Origin of the sequence: Andreprevotia lacus DSM 23236 (assembly GCF_900176275.1) — a bacterium.
Classification (GTDB): domain Bacteria; phylum Pseudomonadota; class Gammaproteobacteria; order Burkholderiales; family Chitinibacteraceae; genus Andreprevotia; species Andreprevotia lacus.
In genome coordinates this window covers 1-23,812 of the sequence record NZ_FWXD01000030.1, presented here as the reverse complement: position 1 = coordinate 23,812, position 23,812 = coordinate 1, and the positions used below count along the sequence as shown (strand labels likewise).

General features: G+C 63.2%; 23 protein-coding genes. 18 read left to right on the top strand and 5 right to left on the bottom strand.

What is annotated here, in order from left to right; all coding sequences use genetic code 11:
• Positions 1–83: 83 nt before the first annotated feature.
• From coxB to B9A19_RS18225, 6 genes are read left to right on the top strand one after another with little or no spacing between them, the layout of a single operon-like run.
• A complete protein-coding gene (gene coxB / locus B9A19_RS18245; RefSeq protein ID WP_084092598.1) occupies positions 84–1,190 on the top strand; it encodes a cytochrome c oxidase subunit II in 1,107 nt (368 codons plus the stop codon).
• Between the two features lie 15 nt (positions 1,191–1,205).
• Positions 1,206–2,870: a cytochrome c oxidase subunit I gene (ctaD, locus tag B9A19_RS18240; RefSeq protein WP_084092597.1), complete on the top strand. Its 1,665-nt coding sequence runs from the start codon at positions 1,206–1,208 to the stop codon at positions 2,868–2,870.
• A gap of 1 nt (position 2,871) precedes the next feature.
• Positions 2,872–2,967 carry a cytochrome oxidase small assembly protein gene (locus tag B9A19_RS22820; protein WP_217807110.1) on the top strand — a complete coding sequence of 32 codons (96 nt, stop codon included), beginning with the start codon at positions 2,872–2,874 and terminating at the stop codon, positions 2,965–2,967.
• Between the two features lie 4 nt (positions 2,968–2,971).
• On the top strand, positions 2,972–3,538 hold the full coding sequence (locus B9A19_RS18235; RefSeq protein WP_084092596.1) for a cytochrome c oxidase assembly protein: 567 nt from the start codon (positions 2,972–2,974) through the stop codon (positions 3,536–3,538).
• Complete coding sequence (locus B9A19_RS18230) at positions 3,535–3,714, top strand: DUF2970 domain-containing protein (RefSeq protein WP_084092595.1); 180 nt, start codon at positions 3,535–3,537, stop codon at positions 3,712–3,714. The genes B9A19_RS18235 and B9A19_RS18230 overlap by 4 nt, the downstream gene beginning before the upstream one ends.
• A 4-nt stretch (positions 3,715–3,718) precedes the next feature.
• Entirely contained in the window at positions 3,719–4,585 is an 867-nt protein-coding gene (locus B9A19_RS18225; protein ID WP_084092594.1) for a cytochrome c oxidase subunit 3, read from the top strand.
• A 62-nt stretch (positions 4,586–4,647) separates the two neighbouring features.
• Here the strand turns inward: B9A19_RS18225 and B9A19_RS18220 are convergent, their stop codons facing one another.
• Complete coding sequence (locus B9A19_RS18220) at positions 4,648–4,845, bottom strand: twin transmembrane helix small protein (protein ID WP_084092593.1); 198 nt, start codon at positions 4,843–4,845, stop codon at positions 4,648–4,650.
• On the opposite strand from B9A19_RS18220, the gene B9A19_RS18215 reads away from it, so the two are divergent.
• Genes B9A19_RS18215 through cyoE form a run of 4 tightly spaced genes read left to right on the top strand, consistent with a single transcriptional unit; the run spans position 4,844 to position 7,899 of the window.
• The gene (locus B9A19_RS18215) at positions 4,844–5,560 is read left to right on the top strand and encodes an SURF1 family protein (protein WP_176217011.1); all 717 of its coding nucleotides are present in this window, start codon (positions 4,844–4,846) and stop codon (positions 5,558–5,560) included. The genes B9A19_RS18220 and B9A19_RS18215 overlap by 2 nt on opposite strands.
• On the top strand, positions 5,557–6,045 hold the full coding sequence (locus tag B9A19_RS18210) for a hypothetical protein (RefSeq protein WP_084092591.1): 489 nt from the start codon (positions 5,557–5,559) through the stop codon (positions 6,043–6,045). The genes B9A19_RS18215 and B9A19_RS18210 overlap by 4 nt, the downstream gene beginning before the upstream one ends.
• Complete coding sequence (locus B9A19_RS18205) at positions 6,045–7,043, top strand: COX15/CtaA family protein (RefSeq protein WP_084092590.1); 999 nt, start codon at positions 6,045–6,047, stop codon at positions 7,041–7,043. The genes B9A19_RS18210 and B9A19_RS18205 overlap by 1 nt, the downstream gene beginning before the upstream one ends.
• Entirely contained in the window at positions 7,006–7,899 is an 894-nt protein-coding gene (gene cyoE / locus B9A19_RS18200; protein ID WP_084092589.1) for a heme o synthase, read from the top strand. Before B9A19_RS18205 ends, cyoE begins: the two co-directional genes overlap by 38 nt.
• Before the next feature lie 115 nt (positions 7,900–8,014).
• On the opposite strand, the gene B9A19_RS18195 is transcribed toward cyoE, so the two are convergent.
• Both B9A19_RS18195 and B9A19_RS18190 read right to left on the bottom strand, forming a co-directional pair.
• Positions 8,015–8,839: an undecaprenyl-diphosphate phosphatase gene (locus B9A19_RS18195; protein WP_084092588.1), complete on the bottom strand. Its 825-nt coding sequence runs from the start codon at positions 8,837–8,839 to the stop codon at positions 8,015–8,017.
• 623 nt (positions 8,840–9,462) lie between these two features.
• Positions 9,463–9,930, bottom strand: coding sequence for a DciA family protein (locus tag B9A19_RS18190; protein ID WP_084092587.1), 468 nt, complete (start codon positions 9,928–9,930; stop codon positions 9,463–9,465).
• A 27-nt stretch (positions 9,931–9,957) separates the two neighbouring features.
• Between B9A19_RS18190 and B9A19_RS18185 the strand changes: the two genes are divergently transcribed.
• The 6 genes from B9A19_RS18185 to B9A19_RS18160 all read left to right on the top strand — a co-directional run bounded on the left by B9A19_RS18185 (position 9,958) and on the right by B9A19_RS18160 (position 17,207).
• Complete coding sequence (locus B9A19_RS18185) at positions 9,958–10,842, top strand: M23 family metallopeptidase (RefSeq protein WP_084092586.1); 885 nt, start codon at positions 9,958–9,960, stop codon at positions 10,840–10,842.
• A 172-nt stretch (positions 10,843–11,014) separates the two neighbouring features.
• On the top strand, positions 11,015–13,756 hold the full coding sequence (secA, locus tag B9A19_RS18180; RefSeq protein WP_084092585.1) for a preprotein translocase subunit SecA: 2,742 nt from the start codon (positions 11,015–11,017) through the stop codon (positions 13,754–13,756).
• A gap of 285 nt (positions 13,757–14,041) precedes the next feature.
• Positions 14,042–14,479 (top strand): BPSL0067 family protein, encoded by a 438-nt coding sequence (locus B9A19_RS18175; RefSeq protein ID WP_084092584.1) that lies wholly within the window; start codon positions 14,042–14,044, stop codon positions 14,477–14,479.
• A complete protein-coding gene (locus tag B9A19_RS18170; protein WP_139798966.1) occupies positions 14,466–14,804 on the top strand; it encodes an STY0301 family protein in 339 nt (112 codons plus the stop codon). Before B9A19_RS18175 ends, B9A19_RS18170 begins: the two co-directional genes overlap by 14 nt.
• A 148-nt stretch (positions 14,805–14,952) precedes the next feature.
• On the top strand, positions 14,953–16,254 hold the full coding sequence (locus B9A19_RS18165; protein ID WP_176217010.1) for a S1 family peptidase: 1,302 nt from the start codon (positions 14,953–14,955) through the stop codon (positions 16,252–16,254).
• On the top strand, positions 16,239–17,207 hold the full coding sequence (locus tag B9A19_RS18160; RefSeq protein WP_084092581.1) for an FHA domain-containing protein: 969 nt from the start codon (positions 16,239–16,241) through the stop codon (positions 17,205–17,207). The genes B9A19_RS18165 and B9A19_RS18160 overlap by 16 nt, the downstream gene beginning before the upstream one ends.
• Before the next feature lie 59 nt (positions 17,208–17,266).
• Here the strand turns inward: B9A19_RS18160 and B9A19_RS18155 are convergent, their stop codons facing one another.
• Both B9A19_RS18155 and B9A19_RS18150 read right to left on the bottom strand, forming a co-directional pair.
• Positions 17,267–19,246 (bottom strand): SPFH domain-containing protein, encoded by a 1,980-nt coding sequence (locus B9A19_RS18155; RefSeq protein WP_084092580.1) that lies wholly within the window; start codon positions 19,244–19,246, stop codon positions 17,267–17,269.
• Between the two features lie 396 nt (positions 19,247–19,642).
• The gene (locus B9A19_RS18150; protein ID WP_084092579.1) at positions 19,643–20,863 is read right to left on the bottom strand and encodes an acetylornithine transaminase; all 1,221 of its coding nucleotides are present in this window, start codon (positions 20,861–20,863) and stop codon (positions 19,643–19,645) included.
• 423 nt (positions 20,864–21,286) lie between these two features.
• On the opposite strand from B9A19_RS18150, the gene rstA reads away from it, so the two are divergent.
• Together rstA and B9A19_RS18140 are read left to right on the top strand one after the other, a co-directional pair.
• Positions 21,287–22,006, top strand: coding sequence for a two-component system response regulator RstA (gene rstA, locus B9A19_RS18145; RefSeq protein ID WP_084092578.1), 720 nt, complete (start codon positions 21,287–21,289; stop codon positions 22,004–22,006).
• Positions 22,007–22,205: 199 nt separating this feature from the next.
• The gene (locus B9A19_RS18140) at positions 22,206–23,510 is read left to right on the top strand and encodes an ATP-binding protein (RefSeq protein ID WP_084092577.1); all 1,305 of its coding nucleotides are present in this window, start codon (positions 22,206–22,208) and stop codon (positions 23,508–23,510) included.
• The last annotated feature ends 302 nt before the right edge of the window (positions 23,511–23,812 follow it).

Here is a 23,812-nt window from a genome sequence, read left to right as displayed (position 1 = left end):
CCTTTGTCAGATAGACGCCGGCCGCGTGCAGCAAGCATTCACAAGCGCGAGCCGACGCCATGTAAACACTGGGAGGTGCATGGATGCGTGTTTGGCGTAGTGGGGGCTTGTTGGCCCTGTTTTCTTCATGGGCCTGTGCTGACAGCAGGTTCGATTTCCAGCCGGCGCAGACGAGTATCGCGCAGGACATCCACGACCTGCACAGCTGGCTCATGGTCGTGATCCTGGTGATTTTCTGCCTGGTATTCGGCGTGATGTTCTACGCCATCTTCAAGCATCGTCGCTCGCTCGGGCACAACGCGAAGCCCTTTCACGAAAACACCGCTGTCGAAGTCGCCTGGACGCTGATCCCGGCGCTCATCCTTGTGGTGATGGCCTGGCCGGCCGCCAAGGTAGTACTGGCGCAGAAGGACAGCCACGATGCCACGCTGACCATCAAGGCCACCGGCTACCAGTGGTTCTGGGGTTACGACTATCTGGACAGCGGCTTTGGCTACAAGTCCAAGCTGGTCACACCGCGCAGCCAGATCGAGAACTACAAGTCGGCCGGCGACGCCAAGGGCGAGCACTACCTGCTTGAGGTCGACGAGCCGCTGGTTGTCCCCGTGGATACCAAGGTGCGCATCCTCACCACCAGTAACGACGTGATCCACTCCTGGGCCATGCCGGCATTCGGTGTGAAGCAGGATGCGATTCCGGGCTTCATCCGCGATACCTGGTTCAAGGCCGAGCGCACCGGCATATTCCGTGGCCAGTGCTCGGAACTGTGCGGCCGCGATCATGGCTTCATGCCCATCGTGGTCAAGGTGGTCAGCAAGGATGACTACAAGACATGGCTTGGCAAGAAGCAGGCCGAAGCCAAAGCTGCTGCGGACGATCCGAACAAGACCTGGACCCGCGACGAGCTGATCGCCCGTGGCCAGAAGGTGTACGAAGCCAACTGCGTGGCCTGCCACAAGGCAGACGGCAAGGGTGGCGGCCCGTTCCCGGCGCTGGCTGGCTCCAAGATCGCCACCGGTCCCAAGGAAGGTCACGTCCACATCGTGCTGACCGGCAAGAACGCGATGCCGTCGTGGGCCGGGCTGACCGACACCGAGATCGCCGCCGTCATCACCTATGAACGCAACAGCTTCGGCAACAAGACGGGTGACTTCGTCCTGCCGAAGGATGTCAAAGCCGCGCGCAAGTAAGGGAGACCACAAACAATGTCCGCAGCGACCGAAACCCTGAACCCGGCCGGCCACGCCGACGAGCACGGCCATGATCACGGGCACGACCACGATCATGGCCATCACGCGAGCACCGGCTGGCGCCGCTGGGTGTATGCCACCAACCACAAGGACATCGGCACCCTGTACCTGTGGTTTGCCTTCACGATGTTCATCACCGGCGGCACCATGGCGCTGGGCATCCGCGCCGAGTTGTTCCACCCCGGCCTGCAGTTCTGGCAACCGGAGTTCTTCAACCAGCTGACCACGCTGCACGGCGTGATCATGGTGTTCGGCGCCATCATGCCGGCCTTTACCGGCCTGGCGAACTGGATGCTGCCGCTGATGCTGGGTGCGCCCGACATGGCGTTCGCACGCATGAACAACTGGAGCTTCTGGCTGCTGCCACCGGCAGCACTGCTGCTGATCATCTCGCTGTTCGTGCCGGGTGGCGCGGCAGCGGGCGGCTGGACACTGTATCCGCCACTGTCCATCCAGGGCGGCATGGGCATGGACTTCGCGATTTTTGCGATCCACCTGCTCGGCATCAGCTCCATCATGGGCTCGATCAACATCGTCACCACCATCCTGAACATGCGCGCACCGGGCATGACCTTGCTGAAGATGCCGATGTTCGCCTGGACCTCGCTGGTGACGGCCTACCTGCTGATCGCGGTAGCCCCGGTGCTGGCCGGCGCAGTCACCATGCTGCTGACCGACCGCCACTTCGGCACGCATTTCTTCAAGGCGGCAGGCGGTGGTGACCCGGTGCTGTTCCAGCACATCTTCTGGTTCTTCGGTCACCCCGAGGTTTACATCATGGCGCTGCCAGCCTTCGGCATCGTCAGCCAGATCATCCCCACCTTTTCGCGCAAGCCGCTGTTTGGCTACGTGTCGATGGTGTATGCCACCGCGTCGATCGCCATCCTGTCCTTCATGGTTTGGGGCCACCACATGTTCGCCGTGGGCATGCCGGCCACCACGCAGCTGTTCTTCATGTTCATGACCATGCTGATCGCGGTGCCGACCGGTGTGAAGGTGTTCAACTGGATCGCCACCATGTGGCAGGGCTCGATGAGCTTCGAAACCCCGATGCTGTTCGCCATCGGCTTTGTCTGTCTGTTCACCGTCGGCGGTTTCTCGGGTCTGGTGCTGTCCATCGCCCCCATCGATACCGAAATGCAGGATACCTACTACGTGGTGGCGCACTTCCACTACGTGCTGGTGGCCGGCGCGCTGTTCAGCCTGTTCGCCGCAGTCTATTACTGGCTGCCGAAGTGGACCGGCAACATGTACAGCGAGAAAGCGGGCAAGTTCCACTTCTGGTGGTCCATGGTCTGGTTCAACGTCACCTTCTTCCCGATGCACTTCCTGGGGCTGGCCGGCATGCCGCGCCGGATTCCGGATTACCCGCTGCAATACACCGACTTCAACAGCGTGGCCTCGGTGGGTGCGTTCTGCTTCGGCCTCGGTCAGCTGTTCTTCCTCTATAACGTGATCCATACCATCCGTGGTGGCGTGGGCAAGGCGCCGGCCAACCCGTGGGACGCCCATACGCTGGAATGGGAAGTGCCGTCGCCGGCGCCGCACCACACCTGGGAAAGCCCGCCAGACGAAGCGCTGGTGAAGAAGGGCCTGGTGGCCCAGGCGCTGGAGCACTGAGATGAGCAAGAACGCCAAGACCGCACTGGTGCTGGCCCTGATCGCCATCGGTTTTTTCGTGGCCGTCATCGTCAAGCAGGCTGGCCAGGCGGGTTGATGCCATGAGCACGCTTGCACAGCAACCAGCCGGCCGGCCAGACCGCAGCGGCGCCAACAAACGGCTGGCGCTCAAGCTGGGCCTGGCTGCAGCGCTGATGTTCGGCTTTGGCTACGCCATGGCGCCGATGTACGGCCGCTTCTGCCAGTTCCTGGGCCTCGACCGGGCGCGACCCGAGCTGGCCGATGTGAATGCGGCAGCGCTACGGCTGGAATTCGATACCAACGTGGCCGATGGCCTGCCGCTGACGGTGGAAGCACTCGAACCCATCGTCGCGGCACGGCCGGGCAAGCTGGTGAAGGCGAAGTTCCGCGTCACCAACACCAGCGACCAGTCCATGGTCATCCGTGCGGTGCCCAGCTTTGCGCCCCCGCGCTCGGCCGGCTACCTGAGCAAGCTCGAATGCTTCTGCTTCAACGCCATGACCATGGCGCCCAATGAAGCACGCGAAGTCACGGTGGTGCTGGCCGTAGCGGCCAAGCTGCCCGACGAGCTGGGCGCAGCCACGCTGTCCTACACCTTCCACAGGCTGGAGGGCGAGATGGCAAAAACCGGGGGCAACCCGACATGATGGCGGCAATCCGCGCCGTGCTGGCGGCGTTTTTTGGCGTACGCGGGCGTAACGACGCAGAAAGAAACAAACTCAAACCCGGCCAGATCATCGCGGCCGGACTGATCTGTGCGCTGGTGCTGGTAGCACTGGTGCTGTTGCTGGTACGAACACTGGTGGCAAGCCAGGGAGGCTAGAGGAATGAACGTCGAAAACGGGATCCACGACCCGCATTATTTCGTGCCGGCGCCATCGCGCTGGCCCATCGTCGGCTCCATTGCCCTGTTCTGCATGGGCATGGGCGCCGCGTTCTGGATGAATGACGTCGGCGCCGGCAAGTACGTGCTGCTGACCGGCTTCGCCATCCTGATCTGGATGATCTTCGGCTGGTTTGGCGATGTGATCCGCGAAGCGCAGGCCGGCCAGTATGGCACGCAGGTCGATCACTCGCTGCGCTGGGGCATGAGCTGGTTCATCTTTTCCGAGGTGATGTTCTTTGCCGCCTTCTTTGGCGCGCTGTTCTACGCCCGCGTGATCTCGGTGCCCGAACTCGGCTTTTTCTCGCACACGCACGATCTGCTGTGGCACAACTTCAACGCCGTATGGCCCACCAGCACCGGCCCCAAGGTCGACCCTTACCAGCCGATGGAGGCATTCGGCCTGCCGGCCATCAACACTGCCATCCTGCTGACCTCGGGCGCCACGTTGACCTGGGCGCACTGGGGGCTGGTCGAGGGCAAGCGCGATCACCTCAAGATCGGCCTCGCCATCACCGTGCTGCTGGGCTTGTCCTTCCTCACGCTGCAGGCCATCGAATACCACCACGCATGGACCGAAATGAGCCTGCATCTGGCCTCGGGAGCCTATGGCGCCACCTTCTACATGCTGACCGGCTTCCACGGCATGCACGTGCTGGTGGGCACCATCATGCTGATCACCATGCTGGGCCGTGCACTGCGCGGGCACTTCACCCCCAAGCATCACTTCGGCTTTGAAGCCGCCGCGTGGTACTGGCACTTCGTCGACGTGGTATGGCTGATCCTGTTCGTGTTCGTTTACTGGCTGTGATGTGATTGCGGCCGCGCCAAGCGGCCGCATCAGCAACGCAGTACCAGCAGCGTTGGCGATCTTCAGAGACCGTGCGGCGTAATCCAGCCAAAGTGGCCGGCCAGCAGCAGCAGAATGAAAATCGCAATCGACAGCCCGATACGCCAGGTCAGTGCCCTGACCAGCTTGGGCGAGCCCGAAGGGCCGCGCACCAGCTGCAGCAGTGCACTACCGAGCACCGCAAGTACGATCAGCAGCAAGATGATGATGAGCAGTTTCATGGGCAGTTCTTCTCCTTCCAGCGTCACAGTATCGTCACACGCTAGCACAGCGACGGGCACGCTGCACCGCAGCCAGATCAAGAAGCCGTGGTTTCTTTACGCGCTGATCGGGCTGACCTTGCTGCTGGGTGTCTGGCAGGCGTATCGCGCGCACTACAAGCAAGGCCTGGCCGATGCCTATGCGGCCGGCCAGCAACTGGCGCCGCGCACATGGCACGGTGGCCCCCTCGCAGACTGGCAACGTGTGCAGCCGCAGGGCCGCTGGCTGGGCGACAAGACCTTTCAGCTCGCACCGCGTTTTCATGAAGGCCGGCCCGGCAGCGAAGTCGTCACCCCGCTGGCGCTGGTCAGTGGCGAGATCGTGCTGGTGAACCGCGGCTGGATTGCCGACGGGCAAACACCGCCCGCCGCCCCCGCTACCGTGCCGCAGATCGAAACGCAGAGCTGGCCACGCTTTTTCGAGCTGGGGCCGACACCGCCGCAGGGCCGCCGCCTGCAGAACCTGACCGCCGAGCGCGCAGCCCAGCTCGCCGGCACCGCACTCCCCATCGCCTATGCGCACCAGCTCGACGGCGCTGCCGACGGCCTGCTGCGTGACTGGCCCAAACCCGATTTCAAGGTGGCCCGCCATCTCGGCTACATGCTGACCTGGTGGGCCTGCAGTCTGTGCGGCCTCCTGTTGCTGCGCCGCCTCAAACAAGGAGCTCCGCGATGAATGCCCCCCAAGCTCCCAAAAAGAATGGCCGACTGGTGTTGCTGGGCCTGTTTGCCATTGCCGCCATTCCCATCCTGGCCGCACAGGCAGCTTATCAATGGTGGCGCCCGGCCGGTGGTCGCACCTTCGGCCAGCTGATCGCCCAGCCTGCCGCACCGCAGGCCGCCACCTGGCGGCTGGTGACGGTGGGCGCCGATTGCGGCAACGACTGGCAGAGCCTGCTGGTCGCCAGCCGGCAGCTGCGGCTGGCGCAGGGGCAGGAAACCGACCGCATCAGCCGCGCTACCAGCGGCCGCTGTGGCGATGCCCAATTGCCGGCACTGCCAGCCAGCACCCACATGGACAAACCCGGCCTGTATCTGGTCGACCCGCACGGCAATGCCGTCACCTATTACACCAGCGCACAGCTGGGCGACGTCGAGGGTCAACGCAAGGTGATCAAGGAAATCGGCAGCCTGCTGAAGAACAACAAAGGGCTGGGTTGATGAAGGCCATCCGTATCATCTTGTGGTTTACCGTGGCGTGGACCTTTTGCCTGGCCATGCTGGGCGCCTATGTGCGGCTGAACGATGCCGGTCTGGGCTGCCCGGACTGGCCGGGCTGCTACGGCCGCATTACGCCGCCGCAGGAGCATCATGAAATCGCCCACGCCGAAAAACACTTCGGCGGCGATGTCGACCCCGGCAAGGGCTGGAAGGAAATGATCCACCGCTATGCGGTCGGCGGGCTGTCGTTCTTGTTGCTGGGCACACTGATTGCCGCCACACGCAAGCGCAAGGAGCTGCACATCGCCCCTGCCATTCTGGCGGCGCCGGTGGCCGTCATCGTGTTCCAGGCACTGCTGGGCATGTGGACGGTGACCATGAAGTTGATGCCCATCGTCGTCACCGCGCATCTGGTCGGCGGGCTGACCCTGCTGGCCAGCATCACCGTGCTGGCCGGCCGCGCCAGCCTGCCGCAACAAACGCTGGCGCTGCGCAACTGGGTGTGGCTGGCACTGGCCGCCGTTGCCGCACAAATCGTGCTGGGGGGCTGGGTCAGCAGCAATTATGCCGCGCTGGCCTGCGATGGCTTCCCGGCCTGCCGTGGCGGTTTTGCCCCGCCCGAGGGCCTGCTGCAGGCACTGCACCCGGATAGACAGCTGGGCCTGACGGCCGATGGCCAGGCGCTCACCATCAACCACCTCGCTGCCATCCACTGGCTGCACCGCCTTGGCGCGTTGCTGGTGACGGCCATCGTCGGCGCGCTGGCGTGGTCCTTGCGCCGCAGCCAGCCGCGCTGGGCGCTGCTGCTGGGCGCCGCACTGTTCATCCAGCTGTCCCTCGGCATCATCAACGTTGCATTCGGCCTGCCCATGCCGGCCGCTGTGGCCCACAACGGCGGCGCTGGTGCACTGATCATCCTGCTAACCGCACTGCTTGCTTCCACCCGTTCGGAGAAGACCCATGCAAACATTAGCCCTGAACTCGCGCTCGCTCGCTGACCTGTGGGCGCTGGGCAAGCCCAAGGTCGTCTCGCTGATCGTGTTCTGCGCGGCGGTCGGCGCCGCCATGGCGCAACCGCAATGGCATGACCTGCCGCAACTCACCCTGGCGCTGGTCGGCATCGGCCTGATCGCCATGGGCGCGGCAGCCATGAATTGCCTGTTCGAGCGCGACAAGGATGCCAACATGCGCCGCACGCAGGCACGCCCGCTGGTACGCGGCGTGGTCGGCACGCGCGAGGCCGCAGTCTATGCCGGTGCGCTCACCTTGGGCGGCACCTGGCTGTTGCTGGTGTTCGCCAACCCGCTGGCAACCTGGCTGACGCTGGCGACCTGCTTTGGCTATGCGGTGGTCTACACACGCTGGCTCAAGCCGGCCACGCCGCAGAACATCGTGATCGGCGGCGCGGCTGGCGCCATGCCGCCGATACTGGGCTGGGCCGCTGCCAGCGGTCATGTCACGGCCGAGGCGACCGTGCTGTTCCTGATCATCTACACCTGGACGCCGCCGCACTTCTGGGCGCTGGCGCTGTACCGCAAGCTGGACTACGCCAAGGCCGGCCTGCCCATGCTGCCCAACACGCACGGCAACGAGTTCACCCGACTGTCCATCCTGCTCTACACCTTCGTGCTGGCAGCCGTCACCCTGATCCCGTTCGCACTCAGCTGCTCGGGCTGGCTGTATCTGGCGGCGGCGCTGTGGCTGAATGGCGGTTTCATCACCCGCGCCTGGCAGCTCAACCGCAACTACAGCGACGAAGCTGCGCGCGCGCTGTTCTTCTTCTCGATCCGCTACCTGAGCTGGCTATTTGGCGCACTGCTGGTGGACCGGCTGGCCACGCTGTTCCTGTTCTGATCACACCTCAGCAAGCAAAAAGCCCCGCACTGGCGGGGCTTTTTGTTGGGTGGTATCAGCAACTGCCGCTGGCACCACCCGAAAGAACACTATCTATATATAGCGAGTGGCTTGCTCACACCGACCAGCTGACCAGCCCACTGTAGGCGGTACCCAGCACTACCAGGCCGAAGGCAATGCGATACCACGCAAACGAAACGAAGGTATGCGTGGAAATGAAGCGCAGCAGCGCACGCACGGCAATGAAGGCAAACACGAAAGACGCCACGAAGCCGACCGCAAATACGCCCGCATCGCCCGCCTCCAGCAGATGGCGCTGCTTGTACAAGCTATACAGCGATGCGGCACCCAGCGTAGGGATACCAAGGAAGAACGAGAACTCGGTGGCCGCGGTGCGCTTCAGACCAAGGAACATGCCGCCGATGATGGTGGCGCCCGAGCGGCTGGTACCCGGAATCAGCGCCAGGCACTGGCAGAAGCCGATCTTGAGCGCGTCCTTCAGGCTCAGGTCATCGACGGTTTCGGTGGTGATCTTGTGCTGGCGCTTTTCCGCCCACAGGATGATCAGGCCGCCGACGATGAAGGCAATCGCCACCGGCACCGGTGCAAACAGCACTGCCTTGATCTTCTCGTTGAACAGCTTGCCAAGGATGGCGGCCGGGATGAAGGCAATCACCACCGCCAGCAACAGGTTGCGCTCGCTGCCCGGCTTGCCGGCGCCGGCCAGCGTCTGGCCGATCTTGCTGCGGTATTCCCACACCACCGCCAGCATGGCGCCAAGCTGGATGAAGATTTCGTAAACGTCGCGCTTGTCCTTGCTCATGAAATTGAGCAGATCACCGGTCAGAATCAGATGCCCGGTACTGGAAATGGGCAGGAACTCGGTAATGCCCTCGACCATGCCCATGATGAGCGACTTGAACAGCAACAACAGATCCATATCCCACCCCCGAAAATTGTGCCGCGATTATAACGGGGGAGCTCTGCCGCAGTGCAGCAACTTTGCAGGCCTGAGAACCTGCTTACGATCTCGGCGAGCGGCGGCCCAGCGGGGTGAAGCACAGCGCAACAACTGGAATGTACTGGAGTGCATGGGGATCAAGCAGCGCATGAGCCATGATCCGCTTCGCGTAGCCAGATCATAGCCAGGCGCCAAGCGGCGAGGTGTCGTCAGCGTAACTTTTCACATCGCACTTGGGAACTTCGTGCACGCCCCCACGTCTTACTCCGTGTGCGATGTATTGCGCATTTTTGCTCATCTCCTCCCTGATAACGGGCGCCCCTGAATAGGCGCCCGTTTTTTTGCGCGCCGTTTTTGTGGGGCCGGTATTTGGGGGCGTACCTGCATCATTAAGCCCGGCAAAGCCGGGCTCTCACCTGGCGCCAAGCTTGAACCATCGCGGCGCTTCCTGATCGATTCCGCTCCCCCCGCCCTCGCCGCCGCGAGGGGGCCTCGCTGACGCTCGTCTGTGGCTCGAACCACGGGCAGCAAAACCCCGGCTCAGCTGATGGCAGTGGCACCAAGCATGCTCATTCAACAATACACGGCAGCGTGACTGACCATTAAAAACGGCCCTTGTGGTGGGACAGCAAGGTCTGTAATGCGCCGGCGATGCCCGGATCATCGATGCTTTTCGACAGCCCTTCCAGCGCGTCGATGGCGGCTTGCGACATGTGCAAGTCCTTGGTCTTGTTGGTTTTTTCCAACTGCAAAGCCACTTGCACCTTGGGGACAATTGCGCTAACTTGCCAGCCACCCGCTGCCATTGCTGCAATCAGCGCAGGCGCGGCCAGGCGGATGCGTGCGGCAGCGGCAGACGAAGTCACCCCGATCAACAAGGCATTGCCCGCCGGGCGGCTGGTATCCAGCGTGGCATTCAGGCAGGCCGTGGCCAGTTCGGGCGGCAGCGCAGCGCGCACGGCAGTTGTCAGGCGGTTGAGCTCGCTCACCTTGGCCACCAGCTGCAGCAACTCCCTGTCCTTGCCGACAAAGGCTGGATAAGCAGGTTTGTAACGCGGGGCTGCGCTCATGATCGTGGTTCAGTACAGGATGAAAGATTGAACATTATTCTCGTTTCCAACCGGCTCGCCAAAGCCGTCACGATAGGCCCGCTGGGTCTGGCGCTGGCCGGCGTGGGCGCAGCGCTGGCACTGCTGGCCGCCGGCATCGGCATCGGCAGCCTGTTCGGCGCCACGCCGGTACAGCCCCTGTGGCATTTCAGCAAAAGCCGCCAGGTGGATATCGATGCACTGGCCGTCAAGCTGGGCGAGCTGCAGGCCAAGCTCACCCGCATGGACGGTCTGGCCCAGCAAGTGGGCGCCAAGACCGGCATCGACGTCAAACCCTTTCTGTCCAGCCAGCCGGCGCCGCGTGGCGGCCTCGACAGCCATGATCGTGCCATGAGCGCCACCGAGCTGGCCAATGCGCTGACCATGGCCGACAAGCAGGCCAGCGCCTATCTGGATCAGCTTACCCTGTCCGAATCCCCGCTGCTCGACAAACAGAACTGGCAACTGCCCACGCATGCGCCGCTGTCGGGCGGGCTGCAGTCCTCCAGCTTTGGCTGGCGCATCGACCCGTTCAACGGCCATCAGACCTTCCACGAAGGTATCGACTTTGTGGGTGATGTGGGCACCGCCATCCATGCTGCAGCGGCCGGCAAGGTGGTGTATGCGGCCTTCCACCCCCAGTATGGTAATATGGTCGAGATCGATCACGGCAACGGTCTGACCAGCCGCTACGCCCACGCCAGCAAACTGCTGGTGGCCGAGGGTGACAGCATCAAGGCAGGTCAGCCGGTCGCTGAGCTGGGTAGTACCGGACGGTCCACCGGCCCGCACCTGCATTTCGAGATCCGCTACAAGGGTGTGGCACAGAATCCGCTGCGCTTCATCACGGCGGCCAATGCACCGGTGCTGGCAACGGCCCAGCCGAGCGATTGATGCCGAAAGTCGTCGACAGGGGATGGAAATCGGCGCTGCTGCCCATATCTGGCAAGCAGGCAGCACACGGCCGATGCACATGAGACAGGCGGCGGACAGGGTGACCTATCCGCCGTTGTTGTAACTAAAAACAGACTCCGCCACACACGCGGGCAACCCGGTAATTGCAACCATGATCAGCACCTTGCTCAAGAAAGTTTTCGGCAGCCGTAACGACCGTCTGTTGAAGGAATACCGGTCCATCGTCGCCAAGATCAACGGGCTTGAGCCGCAAACCGAGGCGCTGTCCGACGACGCGCTGCGCGCCAAGACCGACGAATTCAAGGCGCGTTTCGCCAAGGGCGAATCGCTGGACTCGCTGCTGCCGGAGGCCTTTGCCGTCTGTCGCGAAGGCGCCCGCCGCAGCCTCGGCATGCGCCACTTCGACGTACAGCTGATCGGTGGCCTGACCCTGCATCAGGGCAAGATCGCTGAAATGCGTACCGGCGAAGGCAAGACACTGGTTGCCACCCTGCCCGCCTACCTGAACGCGCTGTCGGGCAACGGCGTGCACGTGATTACCGTCAACGATTACCTGGCCCAGCGCGATGCCGGCGTCATGGGGCAGTTGTTCAACTTCCTCGGCCTGAGCTGTGGCGTGATCGTTGGCCAGATGCCTCAGGATGCCAAGCAGGCCGCCTACGCTTGCGACATCACCTACGGTACCAACAACGAATTCGGTTTCGACTACCTGCGCGACAACATGGTGTTTTCGGCGTCCGAACGCGTGCAGCGCGGCCTGGCCTTCGCCATTGTCGACGAAGTCGACTCCATCCTGATCGATGAAGCGCGTACCCCGCTGATCATCTCCGGCCCGGCCGAAGACAGCACCGAACTCTACCTCGCCATGAACAACCTGCCGCCCAAGCTGGTGCGCCAGCAGGAAGAAGAAGGCGAAGGGGACTACTGGGTCGACGAAAAAGCCAACACCGTGCTGCTGTCGGAAACCGGCCACGAGCGCGTCGAAGCCATCCTGACCGAAATGGGCCTGCTGGCCGAGGGCGACAGCCTGTACAGCGCCACCAACATCAGCCTGATGCACCACATGTATGCATCGCTGCGCGCGCATGCACTGTTCCACAAGGACCAGCATTACGTGGTGCTGGATGACGAAGTGGTGATCGTCGACGAATTCACCGGCCGCCTGATGGCCGGCCGCCGCTGGTCGGAAGGCCTGCATCAGGCCGTGGAAGCCAAGGAAGGCGTGAAGATCAACCAGGAAAACCTCACCCTGGCCACCATCACGCTGCAGAACTACTTCCGCATGTACGGCAAGCTGTCGGGCATGACCGGCACGGCCGATACCGAAGCCTACGAATTCCAGCAAATCTACGGCCTGGAAACCGTGATCATCCCGACCAACCGGCCGATGGTCCGTCAGGACAAGCAGGATCAGGTCTTCAAGACTGCCAATGAAAAGAACAACGCCATCATTGCCGACATCAAGGGTTGCGTCGAACGCGGCCAGCCGGTGCTGGTAGGCACCACCTCGATCGAGCAATCCGAGCTGCTGTCCAACATCCTGAAAAAGGATGGTATCGAGCACAACGTGCTGAATGCCAAGCAGCATGCCCGCGAAGCCGACATCGTTGCACAGGCCGGCAGCCCGGGCCAGGTCACCATCGCCACCAATATGGCCGGCCGTGGTACCGACATCGTGCTGGGCGGCAATATCGAACGCCAGATCAAGGCCGTCGAGGCCGACGAGGCGCTGGACGAAGTCAGCAAGCGCAGCCAGATCGCCGCACTCAAGACCGAATGGCAACTGGTACACGACAAGGTGCTGGCCGCTGGCGGCCTGCACATCATCGGCTCCGAGCGTCATGAATCGCGCCGTATCGACAACCAGCTGCGCGGCCGTTCGGGCCGTCAGGGCGATCCGGGCTCCAGCCGCTTCTACCTGTGTCTGGAAGACCCGCTGCTGCGCATCTTTGCCGGCGAGCGCGTTGCCTTCGTGATGGACAAGCTGAAGATGCCGGAAGGCGAACCGATCGAAGCCGGCATCGTGTCGCGCGCCATCGAATCGGCACAGCGCAAGGTCGAAGGCCGCAACTACGACATGCGCAAGCAGCTGCTGGAATACGATGATGTATCCAACGAGCAGCGCAAGGCCATCTACAGCCAGCGCAACGAGCTGCTGGAATCGGAAGAAGTCACCGAAACCATCGCCGCCATGCGCGACAGCTACTTTGCCGATCTGGTCGATCAGTACATCCCGCCGGGCTCTATGGAAGAGCAGTGGGATCTGTCCGGCCTGGAAAAGGCACTGACAGAATTCAGCGTCGAAGCTCCGGTGGCAGCATGGCTGAAGGCCGACAGTGCGCTGAGCGAAGACGGCATCAAGGCCCGTGTGCAGGAAATCGCCACCACGCTCTACGCCGCCAAGGTGGAAGAAGCCGGCGAGCAGACCTTCCGCCAGTTCGAGCGCTCCGTCCTGCTGCAGCATCTTGATCAGCACTGGCGCGAACACCTGTCCGGCCTGGATCACCTGCGCCAGGGCATCCACCTGCGTGGCTATGCGCAGAAGAACCCCAAGCAGGAATACAAGCGCGAAGCCTTCGAGCTGTTCGAGGCATTGCTCGGCAACGTCAAGCGCGGCGTGGTGCAGATCGTCATGAACGTGCAGGTCCGCAGCCAGGCCGATGTGGATGCCGTTGCGCCGCAGGGTGTGGCTGCCGCCGATATGCAATATCATCACGATGATCTGCAAGCATTGCTTGCCAGCGGTGATGATGCAAAAATCAACGAAGCCCTCGGCGCACTTGCTGCTCAGCAAGGCAGCACCGACATCAAATTCTCCGGTATCGGACGCAACGACGCGTGCCCGTGCGGTAGCGGCAAGAAGTTCAAGCAGTGCCATGGCAAGCTTGGCTGATTCGGCACCATCCAAGACCCCTGCCTAAGAGAGACGCCCGGTGATCCCGGGCGTTTTTCTTTGCGCGCTACGCACATCCGCGGCCGGTTGACCCGATCGGAGCGACAGCCTAACGTGATCTGAACGGGCCGATCACTCAACCATCGGGAGGGCGCCGCGTTCGCAGTGCGGAGCATGCGGGTCTCCCCTTGTGCTGCACCGGAACGAAGCGGTTGAGCAGCAAGGAGCGCCTGCAGCACGCGCGGCCATGCCCGCGCGACGCCAACCAGCCTCAGGAGCGCAACCATGCCCTATGTGTCCGGCAACTACATGCACAACCGCGCAGCCCCGCCCGGGCTATGGGCCTGCGCACCCGGCTCGACCATGAGCCCGTCCGACAATCCGCCCACCGGCCAGAAAACCGGGTACCGGCACTGCTGCGGCCAGCCCGCATCCTATGTCCAGACCGTCTGCCCCAACCTGCCGGCCAGCGCATTCTGGCAACGCGGTGCCGCAGTCAGGGGCAATACCGCCCTCCCGCCCGGCACGGTCATCGCTACCTTTGATGCGCAGGGCCACTATCAGGGCCACGTGGCCATCTTTGTCTGCCAGAGCAGCGATGGCATCCATGTTTATGATCAGGACGTGGCGCTCCCCAAACCCAAGCCGGTCGGCCCGCGCCTGCTGCCCTGGGGCGCTGCAGAGCATGCCAGCAACGGTGACCGGTTTTATGTGGTTGAGTAGCGGTCTGGCGGGCATGCTGCTGTGCCTGCTTTGCAACAGCGCGCAGGCCGCGCCCGTCCCGTCGTGCCCGGCCCGCGCCGGGCACGCGCTGCACAATGTGACGGTGTTCGACGGTGACCCGGCCGAGCTTGCCAGCCTGGTGCCAGAGCAAACCAGCCGCCGCAAAGGCTACTGGCCGCTGGCCTATGTCTACGCGCAGGGCCGGCATGTGACGCTGCGCTGCACCTACGCCGACCAGCAAACCGTGGACGTGCCACTGTCTGCCAGGGTCGAGCGCTGCGACTACACGCAGAACGGCAACACGCTGAAATTGAGCTGCCGCTAACACCAACCGCCTGCGCTGCCACCTGCCTGCAGCACGGCATCCCCCGATTTTCCTCGACCGCAGGGATGCGCCCTTCTAGAATCATCCGGCCCGGCATGCCTGACAAGACATGCCAGCATCTGACGATTACCCGGTTCGAGGCTCTTTCTTGCATTTATTCCGGCATTTCCGATACACCGCAGCACTGCTGCTGACTGCGGCCGGCCTGTTGCTGGCCACCTTGCCGTCGACTGCGCTGGCAGCGGCGGATGCCCAGCAAGTTTTCCAGCGATACAAGGATGCGGTACTGCAGATCCGCATCGTCGATACGCGCAGCGGCAACCGCATCTCGCTGGGCACCGGCTTCGTGGTCGATGCCGAGGGGCGCATGGTCTCCAACTTCCATGTGGTTTCCGAGTACGCCTATCACCCGGAGTGGAACCGCATCGAGGCGGTCAGCAGTGGTGGCGCGGTCATCCCGCTCAAGCTGCTGGCTTTCGACGTGGTGCACGATCTGTCGTTGCTGCAGGCAGGCAGCCGCATGCCGCAGGCACTGACGCTGGCCAGCGAGCCGCCCGCCAAGGGCACCCCGCTGTACGCGTTCGGCATTCCGCTCGATCTGGAGCTGACCATCGTGCAGGGCCTGTACAACGGCCTGCTGGAAAAGAAACTGCGCGAGCAGGTGCACTTCACCGGCGCCATCAACCCCGGCATGAGCGGCGGCCCGGCCGTGGATGAAAACGGCCACGTGGTGGGCGTCAACGTCGCCACGGCCGGCAACGGCGTGGGCTTTCTGGTGCCGGTGAAATATGTGGCGGCCCTGCTGCAGCAACGCAATACCGCTGCACTCACCCAGTCGGCGCCGATGCTGACGCTGATGCGCAACCAGCTGCTGGCCGAGCAGCAACGCATCATGGCCGATCTGCTGGCCCGCCCCATCATCACCGGCGAGGTGGGCAACTACCGCACGCCCAAGGACTGGTCAGAGCATTTCAAGTGCTGGGGTGGCGACGTGCACGCCGAGGACAAGCTGTATACCGTGGTATCGATCTCGTGCGACATGCAGAGCGACATCTTTTTGTCCGGCAAGCACCGTACCGGCACGCTCAGCTACAGCCGCAGCTTTGTACAAGCCAAGCCCGGCCTGAATGACTGGCAGTTCGACCGCCTATACGGCACGCTGTTCAACCAGGACCCGGACATGCCCGACGCCGGCAAGGACGACGTGGGCAACTTCAGTTGCCGCAGCGGCTTTGTAAAGCAGGCCGACGGCCTGCCGCTGAAAACGCTGTTCTGCCTGCGTGCCTACCGCAAGCTGACCGGCCTGTATGACATGGTGCTGCAAAGCGCCACGCTCGACGGCAAGCGCAGCGGCCTGATCAACCGGCTGGTGGCAGGCGGGGTCAGCTATGACGATGCGCTGCGCATCAGCAAGAAATACCTGGAGGCGCTGACATGGAACAAGCGCTGATCCTCGAACTGCTGGACCGGCACGGCAAGGTGGTGCTGCGCCAGCGCTTCACGCAGTTTCCGGTGCGGGTAGGCCGCGATTACGGCAACGACCTGATTCTGGACGACGAAGCCGTCTCGCCGCGCCATCTGCAGATCGCGCCGGCCGGAGACGGCCAGTGGCAGATAGAGGACCTGCAGAGCGACAACGGCACCTGGCGACATGGCAGCAAGCAGCGCATCGACAAGGACCGCATCGCCAATGACGGCCTGCTGCGCCTTGGCAGCAGCACGCTGCAACTGCGCAGCCCGGCATCACAGGTTGCGCCCACGGTCCGCCATGCGAGCAAGGCGTACCGGCTGCGGCGCACGCTGGGCAGCTGGTGGCTGGCGCTGCCGCTTTTGTTGCTGACCATCGCGCTATCCACTTTCAACGAGTATCTCAACCATGCCGACAAGGTGCATGCCAGCGATTTTGCCGGCGACGCCGTTACCTGGACAGGCATGTTGCTGCTGTGGTCCGGCGCCTGGGCCTTGCTGGGCAGGTTGCTGAATCAGCGCCACCTGTTCGTCGAGCTGCTGTCGCTGGCAACCATGTGTCTGCTGGCCGTGTTCGCAGCGGGCGCCACCGTGGATCGATTGCATTATCTGGGCGGCCCCGGCTGGTGGAATACCCCCCTTGATCAAACGGTCTGGCTGCTGCTTGCCGCGCTGCTGCCACTGCACCTTCTGCTCACAACGCGCCTCAGGCAGCGTACGCTGCTGACCTTGTGCATCGTGCTGTTCTGCCTGTTTTCCGGGCAGGACGTCATCAAGGGCTATGTGGGCGAACGCAAATTCAGCGACGAGTTGTCGTTCAACAGCCAACTCAACCTCTTGCCGGCCAGCATGCTGCCCTACGACAGCGCCGACGAATTCCTGCGCAATACCCGGTCCGTGCGCGAGGATGCGGAACGCCGCGCCAAGCAGGAGTAGGCAAACGACAAGCCGCCCGCCCCCAAACCGGCCGGGCGGCCTGATGCATCAATGCCGCATCATGCGGTTTCGACCGGCTTGCCCAGCACCTGTTGCAGTGCGGCCGGCTCCTTGATCGCATCGCGCAGTGCCGATCCCATCAAGGCCTGCAACAAGCCCATCGCATTGGCTTCACCACCGACGCTGATCTGCGGCACGATGGGCAACTTGGCCTCCTGGATGGCCTTGGCAAAAGCCTGCCCCAGCTCCTGCGCCAGACGGTAATCCGGGCCGCCATAGGCATCCACCTGCAGTTGCGCTGCCTCGGCGGTGGCTTTACCCACCTTGCCGACACGGTTGGCATCGGCCTCGGCCAGCAGGTTGATCTGGCGTGCATGCGCCTCGGCCTCGATGGTGACACGGTCGGCATCGCCCTTGGCCAGCGCACGGATTTCGTTGGCCTTCTGTTCTGCCTTGGTGGCGGCAGCCTTGCCCTCGTTCTGGGCGATTTCGATGGCAATGGCCGATTGGGTCAGCGTGGTCTGCTGCTTGGCCTTGGCTTCGGCCTCGCGCAGTTCGCGCTCGGTATAGGCCGATTCCTGCTGGCGCTTGTAGGTGTCGATCTGCTCCAGCGCAATCTGCCGCTGACGCAGCTGCGCCAGAATGTTCTCGATCTGGTTGTCGCCGGCGGCCGACTTGGGTGTGCCGATCAGCACTTCCTGCAGCTCAAGGTTGTACAGCGCAAAGCGCTCTTTCATCTCGTTGGCCGCTTGCGTCTGGATGTCGCTGCGCTGCTGCAGCAGTTCGATCAGTGTCTTGGTCTGCGCCACGTTCTTGAAGTAGGCACTCACCATCGGGTCCAGCGTCTGTTCAACCAGCTTCTGGATGTCGCCAAAGCGCTGCACCACGCGCGGTGCCTTCTTGTAGTCGATGTGTACCACCACCGACAGCGGCAGGCTGGGCTCAAACGCATCGCGGGTGATCAGCGAGACTTCTTTCAGGTTCTGGTCAAACTGGCTACCCGCTGTCGCGGCCTCCCACTTCAGGATGAAGTTGGTGGTCGGCACCTTGATCAGATTGCCGGCATAGGTATTGAACGCATACTTGCCCGGCAGCAGCGGCTCTTGCCACACGCCGCGCTGGCCGGTTTCGACCAGCTCGCCATGCTGGTAATCAACGCCCGACAGATCCTTGCCATGCGCCCCGTTGTACGACACCACCACCCCGGCATAGCCGACATCGATGATGGTCTTGGGCACGGCCTCGACGGTGGCAAACAAGCGGTTCAGATAATAAGTGCCCTCCACCAGCACCTGCAGCTGGCGGCCGCGATAACCGCCGGCAGCCAGAAAACGCTCCGGCTCCTGGAAGTTGTTGTGATAAATCGCCGCGCCGACATTGGTACCGCCCACGGCCGGCGCAATGATCTGCCCTTCCGGCAGTGCCGGGCCATCATGCACGGTGACCACGCCGATCAGGTCGGCCGAACCGCTGATGACCACCGGCTTGAAACCCGCGCGGCTGGCAATCAGCTCGTGCATGGACTGGATCACCGTGTTGTCATGCTGACCGAGGCCCAGCGCGTAAATCTTGTCCGGCGTGATGACCACGAACTGCGCCAGGTTGATGGCATACAGCCCCTCGCGCAGGATCTTGCGCTGCGGGCCTTTCTGCCCACCGGCAGCGAGGAAGGTACGCACATCTTCGAATTGATTGGCGCGGCCGTTGTCGGCCAGCGTTTGCGAGGTGCCCAGCACCAGGCCGTCCCGCGCAAACACATAGCCGATACAGCCCTGCGGGATGGTCACCAGATCGACGAAGTGGATGGCGTACTGGAATGGCACCATGAAATGGAAGCCGCCACGCAGCACTTCGGGCTGGAAGCCCGCCTCGCCATTGAGCGCGATCAGGCCGGACTGGATGGAGCCGGCGCCGCTCCACAGCTTTTCACGTATCCCGATGCGGTTGTTGGGCACATAAACGATGGCGCGCGAATAGTAGACCAACGCCGCCAGCACTACGGCGATGCCGCCATAAATTGCCCAGATAAAGCTCGACATGCATGTTCTCCACACGATGTCGCCGCCGGGTTACTGCGCAGTGCCGAAGTGCTGCTGCGCGGTGCGTGCCGCCGGCCGCCACACCCGTGGCCTGCCGGCAGCCGGGGCCCGCCGGGTATGGCAGGCCGCCCGCTTCACCGCGTCGGCGACATAGACCGGCTCTCGTGGAGCCGTATTCGGGGTATAGCTCATGCTGCACCGCAACACAAAACAGCGCTACATGCCCCGAAAATCGGCGGATGTGGTGCCGGCATTTGCGGGACAATCGTTGCATTGCACAAAATCAAGGTGTTAGCACATGCCCGCGCCCCGGCGATGGGCACCGGCAGCCAGCCACCGCCTGCGGATGATCGCTGGCGAACAGCCGACCAGCGGCAACCAGTGTCCACACCAACATCACATCACATCTGCCACCAGCCGTTTGACGAAGCGGTGCGCGCCGATCACCCGATCCAGCAATACCAGGCCCTGTGCGATTTCGTCTGCCGTACTGTTCAGCGTCGGCATGAAGCGCAGGCAGTGGTTGCGCGGCGCATTCAGCAGGAAGCCATGCTGGCGTGCGGTCTCGACCATGGCCGGTGCATCATCGCCGCCCACCTCCAGTGCCAGCAGCAAGCCCTTGCCGCGCACCTCACCCAAGGCGTAGCGCGCACTGATCTCGCGCAAGCCCTCCCGCAGCTGCTTGCCCCTTGCCTGCACATTGGCGAGGAATTCCGGCGTATCCAGCACCTGCAGCACCGCCTCGCCCACCGCGCATACCAACGGGTTGCCGCAGAAGGTGCCGCCCTGGTCGCCCGGCTCGAACACGCAAGCGTGCCGCTTGGCCAGCAGCGCCGAAATCGGCACGCCTGCGCCCAGCCCCTTGCCCAAGGTCATGATGTCCGGCTCGACGCCGTATTGCTGATAGGCAAACAAGGTGCCGGTGCGCGCGCAGCCGGTTTGCACCTCGTCGAAAATCAGCAGCAGGCCATGCCGGTCACACAAGGTGCGCAGCCCCTGCACGAAACCGGCCTCGGCCGGCCGCACGCCGCCCTCGCCCTGCACCGGTTCGAGCATGATGGCCACCGTCTGTGGCCCGATCAGCGCGGCCACGCTGGCCAGATCGTTGAACACCGCCTTGGGAAAGCCCGGCACCTGCGGCGGGTAGTACACATCCCAGCCCGGCTTGCCGGTGGCCGACATGGTGGCGATGGTACGGCCGTGGTAACCATTGTCGAAGGTGATGATCTCGTGCGCCCCCGCGCGATTGAGCTTGCCCCACTTGCGCGCCAGCTTGATCGCGCCCTCGTTCGCCTCGGCCCCCGAACTGGCAAAGAACACCTCGTCCAGCGCACTGGCCCGCACCAGCTGCTGCGCAAGGTTCATTGCTGGCCGGTTCAGATAGGCCGGGCTGGGGTTGAGCAAGGTCGTGGCCTGCCGCGCCAGCGCCGCCGCCACCACATCGGGGGAATGCCCCAGGCAGTTCACCGCCCAGCCCTGCACCCAGTCCAGATACGCCAGACCGATTTCGTCGTACATATAGGCGCCACGCCCGCTCACGAACACGGTTTCGGGGCGCACGACGGTATTCATCAACACATGTTGCGACTTGGGCGGGGTGGGGTGCAGGTGGTGCATGGTGTTCTCCAGGGGCAGGGGCGGGTAGTGCACGGACAAAGAAAAAGGGCCACGGTGTGAACCGTGGCCCTTGTCTGGGTAAGCGGGGTGGAGTGGCTTAACGCGTCGGCGTCATTCCGGTCTCCGGCCCTGCGCATCTTCCAGACGAAGCGCCACGGCCGCTACGGGCTCGTGCGGCGGCGCTGGTACGTCGGAAGGTGGCTGGGGCGATATGCATGTGGTTGATCATGCGGGTAAAAAAAACCAACTGTCAACACATGCGCTAAAGTTTGTAACAAGCGAGCGCTAAGCAGCCCCCGTCCGGATGGGGCCGAAACTGGCAGCCGGCATTGCGGGCGCGGTATATTTCACCTTTCGGTCAACGCTAAGCGCGGCCGTGCGTTGATGCGCAGGCTACCTGCGCACCACTGACTGGAGACCCCCTTGTCGCAACGTATTCTGTTCGTCGAAGACGATCTTGAGCTCGCCGAGCTGATTGGCGGCTTCCTCCGCTCGTTTGAATTCACCATCGACCACCGCGCCGATGGCAACAATGTGGTCGAATCGGTCAAGGAATCCCCCCCTGATCTGGTCCTGCTGGACGTAATGCTGCCCGGCAAGGACGGGCTGACCATCTGCCGCGAGCTGCGCACCTTTTACGGCGGCCCCATTGTCATCCTGACCTCGCTCAACAGCGACATGAACCAGATTCTCGGCTTCGAGATCGGCGCCAACGACTACGTGGTGAAAACCACGCCGCCCGCCGTGTTGCTGGCCCGCATCCGCGCGCACCTGCGCCAGACCACGCAAGCGCCGACCAGCTCGCCGCAGGCCGCATCGCAAGCTTCGCAAGTGAATTTCGGCCAGCTGCAGATCGACGTGCGCAACCGCACCGCGACGTATCGCAACGAGCCGTTGCACCTGTCCACCGGTGACTTCGACCTGCTGTGGGAGCTGGCACGCCACGCCGGCGACATCCTCAGCCGCGACCAGTTGCTGAAAACACTGCGCGGCATCGAGTATGACGGACTGGACCGCAGCATCGACGTGGCCATTTCACGCCTGCGCAAAAAGCTGGGCGACGACCCGAACGAGCCGCGCAAGATCAAGACGATCCGCCACAAGGGCTATCTGTTTGCCACCGATATCTGGTGGCAGGAATAAGGCGCCTGCAGATGGGCTGCCAGCCGGGAGCAGCAGCCCGTCGTTGCCCCTTGTGCCGAACTCGGCACTGACTACCGTAGCCCCTTGGCATGCAGCCAGCTGGCCGGCTAATCGCTAAACTGAGGTTGCATCGGCACTTGGCCGGTGTGGCCCGCCGTGGCAGCCTTGATCTGGCCCGGACTTTCACAGGCTCTACGCGATGCGCCGCATTTTCCTGCGCTTTTACCTCACCGTCGTCATCTGCTTTCTGGTGTCTTCGCTGTTGATCGGTGCGCTGTACAAGCACATGATCGAGCGCACCAACGAGCACTACCTGTCGGACATTTTCCAGACCACCATCAGCATCGTTGAATCCGAGCTGGGCGATCTGCCGCAATCGTTGTGGCATGACGAAATCTCGCGGTTGCGCTCCAAGCTGCCGGTGCCGGTACAGATCGAGGCCATCGACGCCTACACGCTCACGCCGGCCAACAAGCAGGCGCTGGCAGACGGCGACATCATCCTGCTGGAAGACCAGGGCATCTACCTGCACCGCATCCCCGATGCCGAGCTGATGGTGGCACTCGGCCCGGTGCCCTATCTGGAACGCATCGACAATTTCTCGTGGCCCGACTGGATTGCACTGGGCCTGATGTGCGCCGCACTGGGCCTGCCCACCTGGCTGTGGCTGCGCCCGTTCTGGCGCGATCTGCTGGCGCTGATCCGCCAGAGCCGCCGCTTTGGCGCGGGCGAATTCGGCACCCGCGTGGCACTGGACGATGATTCGCCGCTGGGGCCCTTGGGCGCCACCTTCAACCGCATGGCGCACGACGTCGAGCAGTTGTCGAGCAGCCGGCAAGCGATGATAGACGCGATTTCGCACGACGTACGCACGCCGCTGGCCCGGCTGCGCTACCGGCTGGAAGCGATCAAGGCTGGTGCACCCACCCCGCCGCAGGTCGAGGGCATAGAGCGCGACCTCAACGTAATCGACCAATTGATTGAGGAATGGCTGACCTTGCGCCGGCTGGAACACCAGCGCTTCGAGATGGAAATGCAGCCGCTGGAAATCGTGCCCTGGCTGGAGCGGCAACTGGGCGAACTGGCCACCGGCGGCGATCCGGTCGCACTGCGCAACCTGATTCCGGTGAAGGCACCATGGCTGGAAGCCGACAGCTACTATCTGTCGCGCGCGCTGGGCAATCTGGTCAGCAATGCCCGCCGCTATGGCAAGGGCCATGTGAGCGTGACGCTGGACTGGCGCGACGGCCGCATCCTGCTGATGGTGGACGACGATGGCCCCGGCATCCCGGTGACGGCGCGCGAACGGCTGCTGCAACCATTTGAACGACTGGAAGGCAGCCGCAATGTCGCCACCGGCGGCTATGGCTTGGGGCTCACCATTGCCGGCATGGTGATGCACGGCCACGGCGGCGAGCTGCGCATCGACGACGCTCCCGGCGGCGGCGCCCGCGTGATCCTGACCTGGCCATCGCCACTCAAGGACGCCAGCAAACTGGTCTGATCCGTTCGTCAGCCCAAGCGCACCGTACAGCCTGTTACACGGTGCTACCAACCACGCATCGACCGCCACGGCGCAGCGCACAATAATCCGCATCAACACAGTTTGTGTTTTTAAGGATCAATGATCATGAAAAAGCTGTTTGCTGTTCTGGTTGCTGGCGTTTTCGCCGTTTCCGCCGCTGCAGGCTTTGCTGCTGATGCGTCGTCCGCTTCGTCCGTGAAGCCGGTCAAGGTGCAAAAGCACAGCCACAAGAAGGCTTCCGCTGCTTCCGCTACCAAGGCTCAAGCCAAGAAGGCTTCGGG

Coding starts and splice junctions, on each gene's coding strand:
- coxB (WP_084092598.1), top strand. CDS start 84: ATGCGTGTTTGGCGTAGTGGGGGCTTGTTGGCCCTGTTTTCTTCATGG.
- ctaD (WP_084092597.1), top strand. CDS start 1,206: ATGTCCGCAGCGACCGAAACCCTGAACCCGGCCGGCCACGCCGACGAG.
- B9A19_RS22820 (WP_217807110.1), top strand. CDS start 2,872: ATGAGCAAGAACGCCAAGACCGCACTGGTGCTGGCCCTGATCGCCATC.
- B9A19_RS18235 (WP_084092596.1), top strand. CDS start 2,972: ATGAGCACGCTTGCACAGCAACCAGCCGGCCGGCCAGACCGCAGCGGC.
- B9A19_RS18230 (WP_084092595.1), top strand. CDS start 3,535: ATGATGGCGGCAATCCGCGCCGTGCTGGCGGCGTTTTTTGGCGTACGC.
- B9A19_RS18225 (WP_084092594.1), top strand. CDS start 3,719: ATGAACGTCGAAAACGGGATCCACGACCCGCATTATTTCGTGCCGGCG.
- B9A19_RS18215 (WP_176217011.1), top strand. CDS start 4,844: ATGGGCAGTTCTTCTCCTTCCAGCGTCACAGTATCGTCACACGCTAGC.
- B9A19_RS18220 (WP_084092593.1), bottom strand. CDS start 4,845: ATGAAACTGCTCATCATCATCTTGCTGCTGATCGTACTTGCGGTGCTC.
- B9A19_RS18210 (WP_084092591.1), top strand. CDS start 5,557: ATGAATGCCCCCCAAGCTCCCAAAAAGAATGGCCGACTGGTGTTGCTG.
- B9A19_RS18205 (WP_084092590.1), top strand. CDS start 6,045: ATGAAGGCCATCCGTATCATCTTGTGGTTTACCGTGGCGTGGACCTTT.
- cyoE (WP_084092589.1), top strand. CDS start 7,006: ATGCAAACATTAGCCCTGAACTCGCGCTCGCTCGCTGACCTGTGGGCG.
- B9A19_RS18195 (WP_084092588.1), bottom strand. CDS start 8,839: ATGGATCTGTTGTTGCTGTTCAAGTCGCTCATCATGGGCATGGTCGAG.
- B9A19_RS18190 (WP_084092587.1), bottom strand. CDS start 9,930: ATGAGCGCAGCCCCGCGTTACAAACCTGCTTATCCAGCCTTTGTCGGC.
- secA (WP_084092585.1), top strand. CDS start 11,015: ATGATCAGCACCTTGCTCAAGAAAGTTTTCGGCAGCCGTAACGACCGT.
- B9A19_RS18175 (WP_084092584.1), top strand. CDS start 14,042: ATGCCCTATGTGTCCGGCAACTACATGCACAACCGCGCAGCCCCGCCC.
- B9A19_RS18170 (WP_139798966.1), top strand. CDS start 14,466: ATGTGGTTGAGTAGCGGTCTGGCGGGCATGCTGCTGTGCCTGCTTTGC.
- B9A19_RS18160 (WP_084092581.1), top strand. CDS start 16,239: ATGGAACAAGCGCTGATCCTCGAACTGCTGGACCGGCACGGCAAGGTG.
- B9A19_RS18155 (WP_084092580.1), bottom strand. CDS start 19,246: ATGTCGAGCTTTATCTGGGCAATTTATGGCGGCATCGCCGTAGTGCTG.
- B9A19_RS18150 (WP_084092579.1), bottom strand. CDS start 20,863: ATGCACCACCTGCACCCCACCCCGCCCAAGTCGCAACATGTGTTGATG.
- B9A19_RS18140 (WP_084092577.1), top strand. CDS start 22,206: ATGCGCCGCATTTTCCTGCGCTTTTACCTCACCGTCGTCATCTGCTTT.